This is a genomic window from Nocardia amikacinitolerans NBRC 108937 (genome assembly GCF_001612615.1).
In the GTDB taxonomy this organism is placed as follows: Bacteria; Actinomycetota; Actinomycetes; order Mycobacteriales; family Mycobacteriaceae; genus Nocardia; species Nocardia amikacinitolerans.
In genome coordinates this window covers 56500-72705 of the sequence record NZ_BDAU01000020.1, presented here as the reverse complement: position 1 = coordinate 72705, position 16206 = coordinate 56500, and the positions used below count along the sequence as shown (strand labels likewise).

General features: G+C 68.1%; 13 protein-coding genes. 8 read left to right on the top strand and 5 right to left on the bottom strand.

The window, feature by feature from the left end; genetic code table 11:
* Positions 1-223: 223 nt before the first annotated feature.
* The 5 genes from NAM01S_RS16980 to dnaA form a co-directional block, all read right to left on the bottom strand.
* Entirely contained in the window at positions 224-1129 is a 906-nt protein-coding gene (locus NAM01S_RS16980; protein WP_067786338.1) for an alpha/beta fold hydrolase, read from the bottom strand.
* A gap of 187 nt (positions 1130-1316) precedes the next feature.
* A complete protein-coding gene (locus NAM01S_RS16975; protein WP_067786336.1) occupies positions 1317-1880 on the bottom strand; it encodes a DUF721 family protein in 564 nt (187 codons plus the stop codon).
* 366 nt (positions 1881-2246) lie between these two features.
* Positions 2247-3428 (bottom strand): DNA replication/repair protein RecF, encoded by a 1182-nt coding sequence (gene recF / locus NAM01S_RS16970; protein ID WP_067786334.1) that lies wholly within the window; start codon positions 3426-3428, stop codon positions 2247-2249.
* Positions 3429-3482: 54 nt separating this feature from the next.
* Positions 3483-4658 carry a DNA polymerase III subunit beta gene (gene dnaN, locus NAM01S_RS16965; RefSeq protein ID WP_067786332.1) on the bottom strand — a complete coding sequence of 392 codons (1176 nt, stop codon included), beginning with the start codon at positions 4656-4658 and terminating at the stop codon, positions 3483-3485.
* Positions 4659-5501: 843 nt separating this feature from the next.
* Positions 5502-7505: a chromosomal replication initiator protein DnaA gene (gene dnaA / locus NAM01S_RS16960; RefSeq protein WP_067786330.1), complete on the bottom strand. Its 2004-nt coding sequence runs from the start codon at positions 7503-7505 to the stop codon at positions 5502-5504.
* Positions 7506-8111: 606 nt separating this feature from the next.
* On the opposite strand from dnaA, the gene rpmH reads away from it, so the two are divergent.
* From rpmH to NAM01S_RS16925, 8 genes are all read left to right on the top strand, one after another.
* The gene (gene rpmH, locus NAM01S_RS34085; protein ID WP_006550910.1) at positions 8112-8255 is read left to right on the top strand and encodes a 50S ribosomal protein L34; all 144 of its coding nucleotides are present in this window, start codon (positions 8112-8114) and stop codon (positions 8253-8255) included.
* Between the two features lie 21 nt (positions 8256-8276).
* Entirely contained in the window at positions 8277-8741 is a 465-nt protein-coding gene (rnpA, locus tag NAM01S_RS16955; protein ID WP_084483016.1) for a ribonuclease P protein component, read from the top strand.
* Positions 8738-9091 carry a membrane protein insertion efficiency factor YidD gene (gene yidD / locus NAM01S_RS16950; RefSeq protein ID WP_067786328.1) on the top strand — a complete coding sequence of 118 codons (354 nt, stop codon included), beginning with the start codon at positions 8738-8740 and terminating at the stop codon, positions 9089-9091. The genes rnpA and yidD overlap by 4 nt, the downstream gene beginning before the upstream one ends.
* 4 nt (positions 9092-9095) lie before the next feature.
* Positions 9096-10172: a membrane protein insertase YidC gene (gene yidC, locus NAM01S_RS16945; RefSeq protein ID WP_067786326.1), complete on the top strand. Its 1077-nt coding sequence runs from the start codon at positions 9096-9098 to the stop codon at positions 10170-10172.
* Positions 10173-10296: 124 nt separating this feature from the next.
* Positions 10297-10803: a Jag family protein gene (locus NAM01S_RS16940; protein ID WP_245910296.1), complete on the top strand. Its 507-nt coding sequence runs from the start codon at positions 10297-10299 to the stop codon at positions 10801-10803.
* A 232-nt stretch (positions 10804-11035) separates the two neighbouring features.
* On the top strand, positions 11036-11830 hold the full coding sequence (gene rsmG / locus NAM01S_RS16935) for a 16S rRNA (guanine(527)-N(7))-methyltransferase RsmG (RefSeq protein WP_084483015.1): 795 nt from the start codon (positions 11036-11038) through the stop codon (positions 11828-11830).
* A gap of 1473 nt (positions 11831-13303) precedes the next feature.
* Positions 13304-14077: a DUF5984 family protein gene (locus NAM01S_RS16930; RefSeq protein WP_067786418.1), complete on the top strand. Its 774-nt coding sequence runs from the start codon at positions 13304-13306 to the stop codon at positions 14075-14077.
* 1116 nt (positions 14078-15193) lie between these two features.
* Positions 15194-16144, top strand: a complete 951-nt coding sequence (locus NAM01S_RS16925) for a ParA family protein (protein ID WP_246124243.1) — start codon at positions 15194-15196, stop codon at positions 16142-16144.
* Positions 16145-16206: the final 62 nt, after the last annotated feature.

Here is a 16206-nt window from a genome sequence, read left to right as displayed (position 1 = left end):
AGATTCACGGGCCCACGCGGGGGCTGTGCGGAACGCACCGAAGGGTTCGCCGCTAGTTACGTCACCATCCTACTGGTAGACCCGCGCCACAATGCACCTACGACACCCCTGACGGCTTCATGGCTGCGAGAAATCGACCGGCGACGAGTCCGGTCTTCCTCGCGACCGTTTCAGGGACTCTCAGATGTGCTCAGCACGCCGTGCCGAACGGTCGCCGCGATCATCAGGAGACCGCGACCCGATCGACGAATTCGGCGGTGCGGTCGGCGAGCGCATCGGGGTGCGAGATCGGCGACCAGTGCCGGGCCGCGATCTCGGTGCGGGTCAGGTTGCCGACCCACTGCTCGGCCTCGGCATGCACCACCGGACGCACCGCGCGGTCGCCGGTCGAGACGATCAGCTGCACCGGGACACCGATCGGGCGCGGGCGCGGATTACGCAGGCGCCCACGGATATTCGCGCGGTAGAGCTTGAGGTTGTTGATCATGTCGGCGCGCAGCGTCGGCGCGGTCTGCACCAGCGCGGGATCGAGGCCGTCGAAGAAGGCGAGGAAGCGCGGCCAGCGTCCGGACAGCGCGCGCAGCACCGGATTGGGCAGGCCGGGAATCTGGAAGGCGACGGTGTACGCCGAGGCGAGGCCCTGCGCTAGCGCCCCGCGCAGCCGCGCCGCCGAGAACGGGCCGCGCAGGTACGCGCCGAGGAAGTCGAGGTTCGGGCCGGAGACGGAACTGAACGACGCGATCCTGGTTTCGGCGCCGGGGTCGCTGACGAGCTCCCAGCCGATCACCGAACCCCAGTCGTGCCCGAGCACGTGCACGCGCTGCCCGGGAGCCACCGCGTCGACGACCGCGCGGACGTCGGCGGCCAGTTCCTCGATGCGATAGGCCGAGACCTGGGTGGGCACCGTGCTGTCACCCGCGCCGCGGTTGTCGAAGGCGATGACGTGATAGCGATCGGCCAGGCGGGCGGCGACGCGATTCCACAGGATGTGGGTGTCGGGCCAGCCGTGCACGAGCAGGACGGGCGTGCCCGTGGGATCGCCGCATTCGAACACCGCGAGCTCGACGTCGCCGCGGCGGACGGTGGTGGTGGCCGTGGCGGGGAACGGGCCCGCGGTGCTGATCGTCATCGATCCGTTTCTCCTGTGCATATTCGATCCGGGCCGCAGGCGCGGAATCGGACGTTCCACGGGAATCCGCAGGTCCCGAGGCTGGGGACTGTGGAGATACCTGTGGATATGTGGATAAACGTAACATCGAGTATCGGGTAGTTGCCAGAGTGGCCCCGGCGGCTCCGGCGCGACCAGCCCTCGCCGATCAGCCGTAGGTGTCGCGCGGACCGCGGCCCTTGATGTGCCGCTCGCCCTTGCGCCAACTCGGCGCGGCTGGGCCGGAGATCTTCAACTGCGTCACCACGCCATGACCGACGGCGGCGTTGATCTTCGCCAGGATCTGGCCCTGCAACATGCGCAACTGGGTCGCCCACGCGGTCGACTCGGCGGCAATGTTCAGCACACCGTCCTTCAGCGCGATCGGAGTGGCGTGCGAGGCGATGTCCTCGCCGACGACACCGGCCCAGCGCCCGAGCACCGTGCCTTCGGCGACCTTGCCGTCCCAGCCCCTGCTCTTGGCGATGCGGGTGGCGAGCTGGGACAGCAGCTGGGGATCGCGATCGTCCGGGCGCGCGCCGGACCAGCCCGTGCGCCTGCGGCCGCCGGTGCGCAGCTTCCGTACCGGCGAGGCACGACCCTGGCCTACCGACTTTCCGCTGGCCTTCGCCGCGGCGCGCGCCTCCTCCAGTGCGCGCCTTGCCAGATCGATGCCGCGCAGCTGCGGCTCGCCGCCGGGCTGCTGTGCGCCCGGTTCGGGCTGGTCGGTCATCGTCCCGCTCCGTTCGACCCTCGGGTTTGTCCCCAGATCTTGCTCTGTTGTCCCCAGCCGGTGCGCGGCCGGGTTCGGCGCCGAAACGCCCGGTCGGCACGATCGCCGGACCGGTGTCGAACGCCTGTTCGTGGCGTTTTCCGGAACCACGGCGGCGACTGTCGAACGATCACCGCAGCACCTTGGGAAAACGCCTCGGGGGCAAGGTTCTCCACAGGTACTGGGGATGAATCGGCGGCTCCGACCAGGCCCCGGTGCAGGGCAACTGTACGGGAGCCCGCCGACGAACCGTCGCAGACGGCCCTTCTGCGTCGGCATTCCCCACCTGTGCACAACCCGGGCGGCCATCTGTGGAGACCGTGCGATTCAGGCGAAGCCGGGCGCGGGCTCGTCGATGCGGGAAGTGCGGTGCGTGGCCTCGCCGCTGGTCTCCACCCGCAACGGCACCGCGGCAAGCTCGGCGGGCACGTCCTCGGGGACGGCGGCCGTGATCAACACCTGTTCGGCGCCCGCCGCCACTTCCGCGAGCGCGGTGCGTCGGCGGCGGTCCAGCTCGGCGAAGACGTCGTCCAGCAACAGCACCGGCTCAGCTCCGGTGGTCCGGAGCAGCTCGAACGCGCCGAGCCGAAGGGCGAGAGCGAAGGACCAGGACTCGCCGTGACTGGCGAAGCCCTTGGCGGGCGCGTCACCGAGCATCAACTCGAGGTCGTCGCGGTGCGGGCCGACCAGGCAAACACCGCGGTCCAGCTCCTTGGACCGCGCCGCGGCGAGCTCGCGCAACACGATCCCCTCCAGCGCGGCGACGTCGTCGGCCTGGGGCTCCCTGGCCGGATCGAGGAAGTCCGGTGGAAGATACGAGCTGCGGTATCCGATTGCGGCGGGCCGGGATTCGGGCGCGATCGACCGATAGGACTGTGCCAGATGGGGATACAGATCGTGCACCAGCCGTAACCGCTCGGCGAGCAGCACCGAGGCGTGCGCCGCCAAATGCCCGTCCCACACGTCGAGTGTCCCCAGGTCGGTCTTCGATCTGGCTTGCCGCCCAGCGGTTTTCAACAGGGCGGAGCGCTGCCGCAGCACCCGGTCGTAGTCCGAGCGCACACCAGCCAACCTGGGGAGCCGGGCTGTGCACAACTCGTCGAGAAACCTGCGGCGCTCCCCCGGGTCGCCGCGCACGAGCGCGAGATCCTCCGGCGCGAACAACACCGTTTGCAGAATGCCGAGAATCTCGCGCGTTTTGCGCACCGGCGACCGGTTGATCTGCGCGCGATTGGCCGCGCCTTGATTCAGCTCGACATCGATCCGCAGTTCGCGGCCGGTGTTGACCACCGTCGCACCGATTCGCGCCCGCTGCGCGCCCATCCGGATCAGCGGCGCGTCGGCGGCCACCCGATGGGAACCGAGCGTGGCGAGGTAGCCGATCGCCTCGAGCAGGTTGGTCTTGCCGTTGCCGTTCGATCCCAAGAAAACCGTTCGGCCTGGGGATAATTCGAGTTCCGCGTGCTCCCAGGAGCGGAAGTCGCGCAGCGACAGCGCTCGGATGAACATTCGCTACACCGTCCCGGTCACCGCGGGCGACGGCACCCGATCACGCACAGATGCTCAGCCCGGGAGCCGGACCGGCATCAGCAGGTAGATGTAGGAGCTGGCCAGCGCGGCGAAAGCGCCGGAGTCGAGCACCTCGGGCTCCTCCTCGCTCGCCGGGAGCAGCACCGCGGGACGGCTGGGGGTGGTGAATCCGAAGGTGACCCGATCGGAGTGCAGCGCGGACAGGCCGTCCACCAGGTAGCCGGGGTTGAAGGCGATGGTCAGCGCTTCGCCGCGGAAATCGGCGGGCAACCATTCCTCGGCGCGGCCCGCGTCGTCACCGCCCGCGGACAGCAGCAGGCCCTCGCTGGAGAACTCCAGGCGCACCTGCGCACCGCGCTCGGCGACAAGGGCGACGCGCTTGATGGCCTCGGTCAGCGCCGCGACCTCGAGCGTGGCGATGGAGGTGTGCTCCTTGGGGAGCAATTGGCGGAACTTGGGGAATTCCGCGTCGAGCAGCCGCGTGGTGGTGCGGCGGCCCGCGTTGACGATGCCGAGCAGGCCGTCCGAGCCTGCACCGGTGCCGAGCGACAGCTGCACGGGCGCGTCCGAGGGGCCGAGCGTCTTGGCGGCTTCGGAGAGCGTACGGGCCGGGATCAGCACGGCGGTCTCGATGTCGGTGCGGGCAGGCTGCCATTCGATGTGGCGCACGGCCAGCCGGAAGCGGTCGGTGGCCGCGAGAACGACCTGGGGGCCTTCGATCTCGACGCGAATGCCGGTGAGCATCGGCAGGGTGTCGTCGCGGCCCGCCGCAACGGCGACCTGGCCGACGGCCTCGGAGAAGACGTCCACACTCAGTTCACCGGTCTGCTGCGGCACCTCGGGCAGCTGGGGATAGTCCTCGACCGGCATGGTGGGCAGCGAGAACTTGGCACTGCCGCAGGAGATCAGCACGCGCGTGCCGTCGACGGAGACGTCCACCGGCTTGTTGGACAGCGCCTTGGTGATGTCGGCGAGCAGGCGGCCGGAGACCAGGACCTCGCCGGGACCGGCGACCTCGGCCGCGACGCGCATCTGCGCGGAGACCTCGTAGTCGAATCCCGAGACGGTCAGTCCGTCCTCGCTCGCCACCAGCAGCACGCCGCCGAGGACCGGCACCGGAGGCCGGGACGGCAGGCTGCGCGCGACCCAGGCGACGGACTCCGCGAAATCCTCTCGGGCGACCCGAAACTTCATGCTCGCAAGCTCCATCGCCCGATCTGTCCTCTCCCGGTTCCGTGATCCGTGTGTGGCGTCCGTCCGAGCACTGTTGGCTCGACAGCATGTTGGCTCGACAACGTGTGGTTCTCGTCAGGGGGTGCTGGATCGGCCGCGCCAGCAGTCTGGCACAGGCGACCGACATAAAACGTACCCGTGTGTGGCCCGGGTACCTAGTCCGACCCTCGATTCGCGCTCGCGTGTCCGAAACGGGTGTCCGTGTATCCGCGAGTGCCCATCCCCTCTTCTCCTTGCCTGGGTAGACGAGTGGCTCCCGACCGGACGCTCCCCGACCGACTTTCCACACACCCTGTTTTGAAGAGAGATCTATAAGAAGAAGAACTGAAGTAGTAGTAGGCACTGTGGAATCTGTGGACTGAGCCCGTTTTCGCTGGTCCGGGGGTGTGGTGCCGTGGGGATGGCCGTCGGGTGACTCGAGGATGAACCGGAGGCATCTGTGGAGGTTCGAAAACTGTCCCACGTTCATCCTCGAGCCGTCCTCGAGTTGTTCCACCGGATTCACCCTGTTGTTCACACGTGTGCACCGAACGGTGGACAGCTCGAGGAATCCTCGAGGACTCCACACGGACTCCTCGAGGAGTCCACAAGCCTCCGACCGAGACGTGGCTGGTCAGACCCTGTGGGCAGAAATCGATGGGGATGATGTTGATAGCAGGCTGTGAGCGACGGCCGGTCCACTCTTCCGCGAGCCTGTGCACGAATCGGTGGACAAACCGGGGGATTCCTCGAGGACTCCACAGGGAATCCTCGAGGAATCCACAACGCACAAAAAAGCACCGCCCCTGGTCAGGGGCGGTGCGGGGTTGTGGAGGACGCTCAGCGTGAGCGCTGTTTGATTCGGGCTGTGAGTTCTTGAACCTGGTCGTACACACGGCGGCGCTCGGTCATCTCCTTGCGCACCTTCTTCTCCGCGTACATGACCGTGGTGTGGTCGCGGCCGAACGCCTGACCGATCTTGGGCAGCGATAGGTCGGTGAGTTCACGGCACAGGTACATGGCGATCTGCCTGGCCTGCGCCAGCGGCCGCGCCTTGCCTGGCCCGGTCAGCTCCTCGAGCGTGGTGTTGAAGTACTCCGCGGTGACGGCCATGATCGTCGCCGCGTTGATCTCCAGCGCCGCGGTGTCCGGCATCAGATCGCGCAGCACCACCTCGGCGAGCGGCAGATCCAGCGGCTGACCGTTGAGCGAGGCGAACGCGGTGACGCGGATCAGTGCGCCCTCCAACTCGCGGATGTTGCGCTCAACCCGGCTCGCGATCAGTTCCAGCACGTCGTGCGGCACGTCGAGCCGATCCATCCGCGCCTTCTTGCGCAGGATGGCGATGCGGGTCTCCAGTTCCGGCGGCTGCACGTCGGTGATCAGGCCCCACTCGAACCGGGTCCGCAGCCGCTCCTCGAGGGTGGCCAGCTGCTTGGGCGGACGGTCGGAGGAGACCACGATCTGCTTGTTCGCGTTGTGCAGCGTGTTGAAGGTGTGGAAGAACTCCTCCTGGATGCCTTCCTTGCCCTCGATGAACTGGATGTCGTCGACCAGCAGAATGTCGGTCTCGCGGTAGCGCCGCTTGAACGCGACCTTCCTGTCGTCGCGCAGGCTGTTGATGAAGTCGTTGGTGAACTCTTCGGTCGACACGTACTTCACCCGCATGCCGGGAAACAGCCGCTGGGCGTAGTGTCCCGCCGCGTGCAGCAGGTGCGTCTTGCCGAGACCGGAGGCGCCCCAGACGAACAGCGGGTTGTAGGCGCGGGCGGGCGCCTCGGCGATGGCGACCGCCGCGGCGTGCGCGAAGCGGTTGGAGGCGCCGATGACGAAGGTCTCGAAGGTGTACTTCGCGTTCAGGCTCGCCGACGAGTTCGCCGGAGCAGGCGTCTCCTGGCTCTTGGTGAAGTAGGTCGGCCAGTTGTTGCGGACGTTGACGACCGGTTCGTCGTCGGGCTGCTCGGTGCGCAGCGCCTCACCGGACTCGCGGACCGAATCGTGCGCGGCGGCGGGCGCGGCTTCGCGCAACGGCATCCGCGCGGGTCCGCGCATCGGAGCGGGCTCGGGGTTGAACAGCGACTCCTGGCCGGGCGGGGTGGAATCCCTTCGCGAACCCATCCCCGGCCGCGGCGCCGTCGACACCTCGGGCACCGCGGCGGAATCGGGGTAGTCGCCCGCGCCCGGCGCGCGGTAGGCCGCGGTCGGATAGTCGTCGGCCGGGTAGTCGACGCCGGACTGGTAGTCGGCCGGGTAGTCCGAACTCGGCGGGTAGTCGGGCGCGGGGGTGTACTCGGTGGCGGGCGCGTAGTCGCCGGACTGGGGATAGTCGGACGGCCCCGGATACTCCGGCGCGGGCGCGAAGTCCTGCTGCGCGTAGCGCGGGGCCGGGTAGTCGGTGCGGCTCGGCGGATCGGCCGGGAAGCCGACGGGGCCGCGCGACGCCTCCCTGGTGCGCTGCGTGTCCCGGTTCCGCTGGGCGGCCTCCCTTGTTCGCTCCGGACGACTGGTCATCCTGGCGTGCCGTGGGTTGGCGGCGGACCGATCGGTGTTCGGCGTCGCGGGCGCCGCGATGCGCACACCGAGGCCCTCGACCTGGGGACCGAGCCGGCGGGCGAGGGAGCGCAGGATGGGTTCGCGCAGATCGCGCTCGATGGCCTCCTGGGCCAGCGACGAGGGCACCGACAGCAGGGCGAAGCCCTGTGCGACGGTGATCGGCTTGACGAGTTTGAGCCAGGCCTGCTGTGCTCGGGTCACCGCCGGGATCGAGCCGTCGTCGGAACCGGTGGTGAGCTCGGCAATCACCTCGGGCCACACGGTGGCCAGCACGTTCTGCTCGTCGTCCATGCAGTTTCCTCCCCGGAAGTAGGTCGATAGGAGCAGACGGCCGGGGTACGCGAGCAGGTTCGTGGATGGGCTATCCTGTGATCCCGCGTACGTCCGTAGCCGCGTGGACGCTGCTCGGATTCCCCCGTACCAAGGCAGCGGCGTTGGCGCCGTCGGCCTACGAATATGCCACTCCAGGGGTCTTTCCACACAATTATCCACAGATGTGGAAAACCCTGGGGAAATGTGAAACGGGCTCGAAGTTCGCGGGGATCACGCCTCGACCTGCGGATCTGTAGCAACCATCTGGCAACGCATCGCTCGTGGGCCCGCTCGGCACGCCTAGGGGTGTGGACGAAGTCACGAAGAAGCCCGGGCGCGTCGCCCGGCAGCGCACCGGATCTCCCCGGGGGCCGAGTTTGACCCGTCTCCAGCTGATCAGTACCCTCGTACAGTCACCCCTTGGTGCGGTGGCGGTCCCGTGCTGACCGCGTTAGGTCGTTTGACGACCGTTGTGCGCCAGGACCGACGCGCGCCGATGATGACATCGCGATTCATCGCGCACATACGTATCACCGACAAGCTTCGGGCGCCGCACGGCGCCCACCAACTCGAGGAGTGTTGACCGTGGCCAAGGGCAAGCGGACGTTCCAGCCGAACAACCGTCGTCGGGCGCGGGTTCACGGCTTCCGCCTCCGGATGCGCACCCGTGCGGGTCGCGCCATCGTTTCGGCGCGTCGCCGCAAGGGCCGCGCTTCCCTCACTGCCTGATCCTCGCTCTCGGACGCTCGGGTGTTGCCTGAGCCGTATCGGTTGCATCATCGTGCCGACTTCTCCCGGACGGTGCGCCGCGGCCAGCGAATCGGGAGGCGAGATCTGGTCGTACACGCGCTCGTGCACGGGTATGACGGAGTCGTGGGCACTGACGAACGACACGGTGCTCCGGTAGCCACCGGAGCGCTCGTTCGCGTCGGTGGGCCGAGGTTCGGATTGATTGTCAGCAAGGCGGTGGGCTCCGCGGTGGTTCGACACCGGGTGGCCCGCCGCCTGCGTCATATGTGCGCCAAGGTGGTCGGCGAACTGCCCGCCGAGGCCGACATCGTCATCCGGGCGCTGCCCGGCGCCGCGACCGCGGAATCCGACGAACTGCTGCGGCAGTTGCGCAGCGGGTTGCGCAAGCTCGGCGTCGCTGAGGCCCCCGCCCGAACCGGCGCACGGGTCCGACCCGTCGCCGTCGACGCGGACGTTTCGTCGTGAGATTCGTCGCCGTCCTCGGCAGGCTGCCCACCCGCACGCTGATCTTCCTGATCGAGCTCTACCGGACCTATGTCTCCCCCACCCGCATGCCGGTGTGCCGTTTCACCCCGACGTGCAGCGAGTACGCGGTCACCGCGTTGCGAACCCGAGGACTGTTCGTCGGCCTCGGACTGACGGTCGTGCGATTGGCCAAATGCGCGCCCTGGCACCCTGGTGGGTGGGACCCCGTTCCCGAGCGCGGACATCGCGCACGGAACGAGGCTGCGGCCGACGCCTCCACGTCGGCGCCACACGCTTGTAAAGGATCGCCGCACGCGGTGATCGGCGACACGAACGACGGGAGTGCATAGAGCCGTGCTCGACTTCATTTACTACCCGGTGTCCTGGATCTTGTGGTTCTGGCACCGTGCTTTCGCGGCCATCCCGGGCTTGGGCAAGGACAACGGCCTGGCCTGGGCGCTGGCGGTGGTGTTCCTGGTCTTCACGCTGCGCGTCGTGCTCTACAAGCCGTTCGTGAAGCAGGTGCGCACCACCAAGCAGATGCAGGAGCTGCAGCCCCAGATCAAGGAGCTGCAGAAGAAGTACAAGAACGACCGCCAGAAGATGGCGCTGGAGATGCAGAAGCTCCAGAAGGAGCACGGCTTCAACCCGCTGATGGGCTGCCTGCCGATCCTGGCGCAGGTGCCGGTCTTCCTCGGTCTGTTCCACGTCCTGCGTTCGTTCAACCGCACCGGTCACGGGTTCGGTCAGCTGGGCATGACGCCCGAGGAGAACGCGAACACCGCGAACTACGTCTTCAACGCGGCCGACGTCCAGTCCTTCCTGAGCGCCCGTATCTTCGGCGCGCCGATCTCCGCGTTCATCACCACCCCGGCCAACGAGCTGCTCGCCTTCGCCGACTACGGCGGCATCCCGAGCCGGGTGAGCATCGCCCTTGTCGCCATCCCGCTGATGGTGATCGCCGGTCTGGCGACCCACTTCAACGCCCGCGCCTCGGTCGCGCGGCAGACCCCGGAGGCCGCGGCCAACCCGCAGGCCGCGCTGATGAACAAGCTGGCGCTATGGGTCTTCCCGCTCGGCGTGCTCGTCGGTGGTCCGTTCCTGCCGATCGCCATCCTGATCTACTGGGTCTCCAACAACATCTGGACCTACGGCCAGCAGCACCTCGTCTTCGGCCGGATGGCGAAGGAAGAAGAGGCCAAGAAGCAGGCCAAGCTCGAGCAGCGCGCACAGAACGCGCCGAAGCCGGGCGCCAAGCCGGTGAGCACGAAGAAGAAGCCGGCGGCCACCGCCGTCGACGCCGAGCAGGCCGAACCGTCGGCGAACGGCACCCAGAAGACCGCGGCAAGCAAGGCCGCCGGACAGCGCAAGCCCGGTGGGCAGAAGCGTTCGGGTCAGCGCGGTCGGGCCAACCAGAAGCGTCGCCGCTGACCGCCGAGCAATCCCGTGATCGCGCAACCGCCCGGCGCCGAGCGCCCGGCGCCCGCGATGGACAGATGAAGGAATCCAAATGACTGTTGAGACCGACGGAGGGGACGCCACCGTGGCGACGACGATGGTGAACGCCGGAGCGGATGCCGGCGATGTCGTGAGCGATGCCGAGGAAGCCCTGATCGAAGAGGGCGAGATCGCGGGCGACTACTTGGAGCAGTTGCTCGACGTGCTCGACTTCGACGGCGACATCGACTTGGACGTGGAGGGCGACCGTGCCGTCGTGAGCATCGACGGCGGCCGCGACCTGTCGAAGTTGGTGGGCCGCAACGGCGAGGTGCTCGACGCGCTGCAGGAGCTGACCCGGCTCGCGGTGCAGCAGGCGACCGGCGTGCGCAGTCGCCTGATGCTGGACGTGGCGGGCTGGCGGGCCAAGCGTCGCTCCGAGCTGAGCGCGCTCGGCACCGCCGCCGCCAAGCGGGTGCTCGAATCCGGCGCCCCCGAATCGCTCGACCCGATGACGCCGTTCGAGCGCAAGATCGTGCACGACGCCGTCGCCGCGATCGAAGGGGTCAGCAGCGAGAGCGAGGGCGTGGAGCCCAACCGCTTCGTGGTGGTCGTGCCGGGCTGATCCGCCGACTGTGCCGGAGGACCGCGCGTTTCGTCACGTTGACGATTGACGCTTGGATTGGGCGTACTCCGCCTTCGCTCCGTGCGCGGTCCGAGGGCGGACGGCCGTCCGATAGTGTCGTCTAGGCCTCCGGTCTTCGGACCGGGGGCCTTCTCCATGCCGGGGGCGCCGCGGCCCGTGGCCGAGGCGGATATCCCGCTGTCTTGCAACTGGTGACCTCGAGCTCGGAAGGATGTTTCACGTGGAACGAGAACTCGGTGGGAGCGCCGCGCTGCCGACCGAGCTGGAGCCGCCCGCGGCGGCCGCCACCGTCTTCGGCGATCGGCTCGACATCGCCCGCCGCTACTGCGCCGCGCTCGCGACCTCTGGCGTCGAGCGCGGTCTCATCGGACCGCGCGAGGTGCCGCGGCTCTGGGATCGGCACATCCTCAACTGCGCGGTGGTCGCGGAGCTCATGCCCGAAGGGGCGACCGTCGTCGACATCGGTAGCGGTGCGGGTCTGCCCGGCATCCCGTTGGCCATCGCCCGCCCCGACCTACGCATCACCTTGGTCGAGCCGTTGCTGCGCCGCACCGTCTTCCTGAGCGAGTTCATCGAGTCGGCCGGACTCGACATCACCGTCGTCCGCGGCCGCGCCGAACAATCCGGCGTGATGAAGGAAGCGGGCGGCGCCGACGTCGTCACCTCCCGCGCCGTCGCCCCCCTCGCCAAACTCGCCCAGTGGTCCCTCCCCCTCCTCCGCGACCACGGTCGCATGCTCGCCCTCAAGGGCGTGAGCGCGACCGAAGAACTGGAGCGCGACGGCGAAGCACTGACCCGCGCGGGCGCAGGCAACTTCGAGGTCCTCGAATGCGGTGTGGGAGTGCTCGATACGCCCACGGTGGTGATCAGCGCCGAACGCCTCCCGCGAGCGGAACGCACACCACGCCGCCGCACGGAGAAGGTCGGAAGCCGCCGCGCGGTCGGCCGCCCCGAGGGCGGCGTCCTCCGCCGCACCACCGAACGCCGTCGCTCGAGCGGGAAGTAGGGCCGCGAGCCCTCTTCTACGCCTGCGCGCTGTTTCACATGAAACAGCGTCACGATCCGCCGCTCCAGCCAGATCCATCGACCCGTTGGCGCTACCGGACGATTCGGCCGGACTCTCGCCCCCAGCGCAGCAGACCGTCTCGGCGCCATAGGTCGGTTGGCTGTGCTCCCCCGCCGGTTGCTTCGATGTCCTGACGGTGCGGCCTGACGGCTGGCTCCCGATCCTTGGCGGATAGCTTGGCCGGAGGGTGCGCTGCACGGCGGGACCGGTGTATTCCCGCCGGGCTGGTGCCTCGTAACCGCCGAGCGTGGCTCTGAGCGCCATACAGGGCGGCAGCCGTGCGGCTAGCTTGCCCCATTGCCACCATGATGGCTCAGCCTGGTGCGCGTCCTTGATCGCTCGCCGCACGGCGCGGTCCACAGTGCGGCGGGACGGTGGACCCGGTGGCAGGGCGAGTGGCTCGGCCCACGGCTCTTGGATGGTGGGGGCTCCCGATCGGCGGCTGGCGCAGTCCGACAGCACGCCCCGATGGCGCGGTCCGGCGGCACAAGCGGATGCGCGGTCCGACGCCGCGGCGGGAGGTGCGCCCGATCTGTAGCCGGGTGGCTCCGCCCCGCGGCGCAACTGGCTGGGTGCGCTCCCTCTGGCCCAGCCAGCCAGCTTGGGTGGGATGACTTCACGGGTGGCGCGCTCTCGATCGACGGTCGGCGCAGTCCGATGGGACGCCCCCGATGGCGCGCGCGGATGGCGCGCGCGGATGGGCAGTCCGACGACGCTGCGAAACGGTCGGCCGGATGACGCGCCGGTTGGTCACCCGGATCGCGCTGCCCGAAGGCAAGCGACTGGAAGGGGCGGCCGGATGGTTCGGTCCGACGCAGCGGCCCGTGCGGATCGACAGCGCGGTGCGCCGGCTATCTCGATCACCTGCCGCCGATTGCCCGGTGCGGTGGCGCGGCCAGAGAGCGTGACGAGCCGGCGCTTCCGATGGCGCGGGGATGGGAGCACCTCCGATGCCGGCCTTCCGATGCTCGGCCGGATAGCTGGATCGGATCGTAGGCTTCCGACCCCGGTAGTGCGGCTCTGCGCGATAGCTCAGGCGATGGCGCGGTTTTGCGGATCTTCACCGTCGGGTCCGGCCGCCGTCGACTCGTGCGACCGGCTCAGTTGTGCGGTTCGCTCTGTGGGCGAGAGTGTCTCGAATCGGGTCCGATTGGAATCGCTCGGCGGATGTTTCACGTGAAGCATCGCCCGGCGCTCGAACTCGCTGATGTCGAGTCCCGCTGAACGTCGACCCTGTCCGGTTCAGCCGTGACTCACGGCAGTGCCGAACCCGCGCTCACGCCGATTACATCGCGTCCTGTTCGATCTCCGTGCCAGTGCCACCAGTGAACGGTGCAGAACGTCCGCGGAGCGATCGACCCGCGACCCACGAATGTGGTCGGCAAAGCGCGGGGTGATCAGTTGGATCGAGGCATGATGCGTGTCCGGTTCGAGTTGGCGCCCCTCGAGGAGGTCGTTCCGTGGGGGGAGCATCGCCGTCTGCATTGGTTCGGGCTCACCCAGGGGTGGTACTGCCTGGAGGTTGGTGGTGTGGAGTTGCTGAGATATGCAGAGCGGCCCAGGAACTCGCCAGGCGATGGCGGCGCCGCCGTGACGTCATGGGTGGACTATTACGTGGTGCGGCTGTGGGAGGACCTGCTCGCCGTTCTGCCCTCGGCCCTCGAGCCGGTACCGGATGATCTGGCGAAGTTCTTCGCCGCTGGCGCCGAGGGGTGGGTCGATACCGGAGATCTGGCTCTACTCGACGATCCAGCGATCGATGCCGCCTCCGAGGCGTACGGCCTGCGCTGGACCGACACTTCGTATCTGCGTTTCGGCCCCGCGTTTCGCTGGTGGCGCACTCTCGGCCCCGAGGACACGATCACCGTGGCGTGGCAATTCACATCCGATCCCGACGGTGAGATCACGTTCTCCGCGCCGCCGTCGGGTGTTCGGACGGTCGGCACAGAGGAATTCATAGCCGCGGTAGCCGATTTCGACCACCGACTGCTGCAAGCCATGCAGGAGCGTGTGGACCACCTGGCTGCGGCCGGTGGTATCCGGGAGATCGAACTCGATATCCCTGCGCTGATTCGAGAACAGGCGCAGCGCCGGACATGGTTGCCGCGGGCGTCGGCGCGGCAAGACGACACCGACTGGGCCGCCGTACGCGCAGGGGCGGCCATCCTGACTCCGCATCTGGTGTGAACGCACGGAACTGGGGATCGTGGATGTTTCACGTGAAGCATCGCCCGACGTACGAATTCGGCGGTGCCTGAGGGCCGCTCGTCCAGTTCGCCAAACCGGGGACGCTCACCGCTGTTCGCGCGGCTGGGGCGTTGCCGCATCGCGCGACCGCGCTGGGCCACCTCTTCCGTTGGCGCGCGTCGGGAATGGCCGGACCGGAGGATGCGCGCCGCCGATAACTCGACCACCGCTCGGCCCGATGGCTCGGCCTGAATATTCGGCCCGATGGCGCGGGCGGATTGCTCCCCCGGATCGCGCGGCTCGGTTGCGAGACTGGCGGGCGCGCGGCCGGGGCAGCCCGCACCCCGCTGGAGTACCGCGATGGCTCGATGTTTCACGTGAAGCATCGCCGGGGATTCGAGCTTGATTGTGGGCAGCGCTCCATTGTGAGTCGGCCGCGAGAAGCGGACGTTCCAGCCGCGCCGCGCGCCCGCCATTGGTTGTGCGGCATCCCGCAACGAGGCACGACCGACGCCGCGTCATCGAGAGTGTCAGCGTCTTGAATGCGTGAATGGAAGGCGCAGCGCCACTCTCCGCAGGAGCGCGGCATTCCGCCCGTTCACGCAATGCTTCACGTGAAACATCGCCCGCCCGCGGCAGTCCCCGCACGAGCAGCGCAACCCGATGAAGCCCCGCGATTCCTCCTCCACGCAAGAAATCTGCGAGGGCGCGCAAAGTCCAACCCGTCGAACACACCCCAACCAGGCACCTCTGAACCCCTCGTCCGCCCAGTGGAAATCACCCTCCCCGCCGGAAATCCTGCGGCACGCAATGTTCATTCGCGTGGATCTGCGTGTCGCCGCGATTCAACTTTCTTCTAGCGCTCAGTGCTGGCAAGCTAGTGTGCGTCGGGCGTGAGCGTTGATGCCACGGTGGGATGTGGGTGTGCGGGACAGCTCCGCTCGGTTGATCGGGCGCCGTCCCGACGGAGCATCATGTTCGATCCGACACAGGCTGTTGAAGACACGGCGTCGGCATGGGCCGAGGGCACGTGGTCTGTAGTTCTCGGGTTAGGAGCTGTCTATGTCGAGCGGTCCGGCGAATGTTTCACGGGAAACTACGTCGCGCGTGCCGGGGATGCTGGACTCCAGCAACTTCGACGCGGAAGCATTCGGTAGCACACCGTTCGGGCACATCTCCCCCAGCGAGACCCCGATCGCGGCCGAAGCTCAGCGCGCAAGTCAGATATTGCATCCAGGAAAGGTGACAGTGCCGAAACCTCGCGAGCAGCGCATCATCACCATCGCGAATCAGAAGGGCGGCGTCGGTAAGACGACGACGGCGGTGAATCTTGCCGCGGCCCTTGCGCATCAGGGGATGAAGGTGCTCGTGATCGATCTCGATCCGCAGGGCAACGCAAGCACCGCCCTCGGCATCGAGCATCACTCGGGTGTCCCGTCCTCCTACGAACTGCTCATCGGCGAGGTCTCCGTCAAGGACGCTATTCAGCAGAGCCCGCACAACGAGCGGCTGCTGTGCATCCCGGCGACGATCGATCTCGCGGGTGCGGAGATCGAACTAGTCTCGATGGTCGCCAGGGAGGGCCGCCTCAAGGGCGCCATCCAGGAGGCCAATATCGCGGGCTACGACATCGATTACGTGATGATCGACTGCCCCCCGTCCCTCGGACTGCTGACGGTCAACGCGCTCGTCGCGGCCAAGGAGGTGCTGATCCCGATCCAGTGCGAGTACTACGCGCTGGAGGGCGTCGGCCAGCTGCTCCGCAATATCGGTCTGGTGCAGGCGCATCTGAATCCCGAGCTGCACGTGTCCACGGTGATCCTCACGATGTACGACGGCCGCACCAAGCTCGCCGACCAGGTCGCGGAGGAGGTGCGCGGCCACTTCGGTGATGTGGTGCTGCGCTCGGTGATTCCCCGCAGCGTGAAGGTCTCCGAGGCGCCGGGTTACGGAATGACCGTGCTCGATTATGATCCAGGCTCCCGGGGTGCGATGAGCTACCTCGACGCCGGGCGTGAGATGGCTCAGCGGGCGATGGCCCGGCAGGCCGCGAACGGCGCGGAGTGATTCGGGTACTGGTGACCCGGGTCGGCGTGACCCGGTTTGGTGGCGAACGAGGGAAGGGATCG

Excerpts from the sequence above, each read along its gene's own strand:
- rsmG (WP_084483015.1), top strand. The coding sequence starts at position 11,036 with ATGTTTCACGTGGAACGAGAACTCGGTGGGAGCGCCGCGCTGCCGACC.
- dnaA (WP_067786330.1), bottom strand. The coding sequence starts at position 7,505 with ATGGACGACGAGCAGAACGTGCTGGCCACCGTGTGGCCCGAGGTGATT.
- NAM01S_RS16930 (WP_067786418.1), top strand. The coding sequence starts at position 13,304 with ATGATGCGTGTCCGGTTCGAGTTGGCGCCCCTCGAGGAGGTCGTTCCG.
- NAM01S_RS16940 (WP_245910296.1), top strand. The coding sequence starts at position 10,297 with ATGGTGAACGCCGGAGCGGATGCCGGCGATGTCGTGAGCGATGCCGAG.
- dnaN (WP_067786332.1), bottom strand. The coding sequence starts at position 4,658 with ATGGAGCTTGCGAGCATGAAGTTTCGGGTCGCCCGAGAGGATTTCGCG.
- NAM01S_RS16980 (WP_067786338.1), bottom strand. The coding sequence starts at position 1,129 with ATGACGATCAGCACCGCGGGCCCGTTCCCCGCCACGGCCACCACCACC.
- recF (WP_067786334.1), bottom strand. The coding sequence starts at position 3,428 with ATGTTCATCCGAGCGCTGTCGCTGCGCGACTTCCGCTCCTGGGAGCAC.
- NAM01S_RS16925 (WP_246124243.1), top strand. The coding sequence starts at position 15,194 with ATGCTGGACTCCAGCAACTTCGACGCGGAAGCATTCGGTAGCACACCG.
- NAM01S_RS16975 (WP_067786336.1), bottom strand. The coding sequence starts at position 1,880 with ATGACCGACCAGCCCGAACCGGGCGCACAGCAGCCCGGCGGCGAGCCG.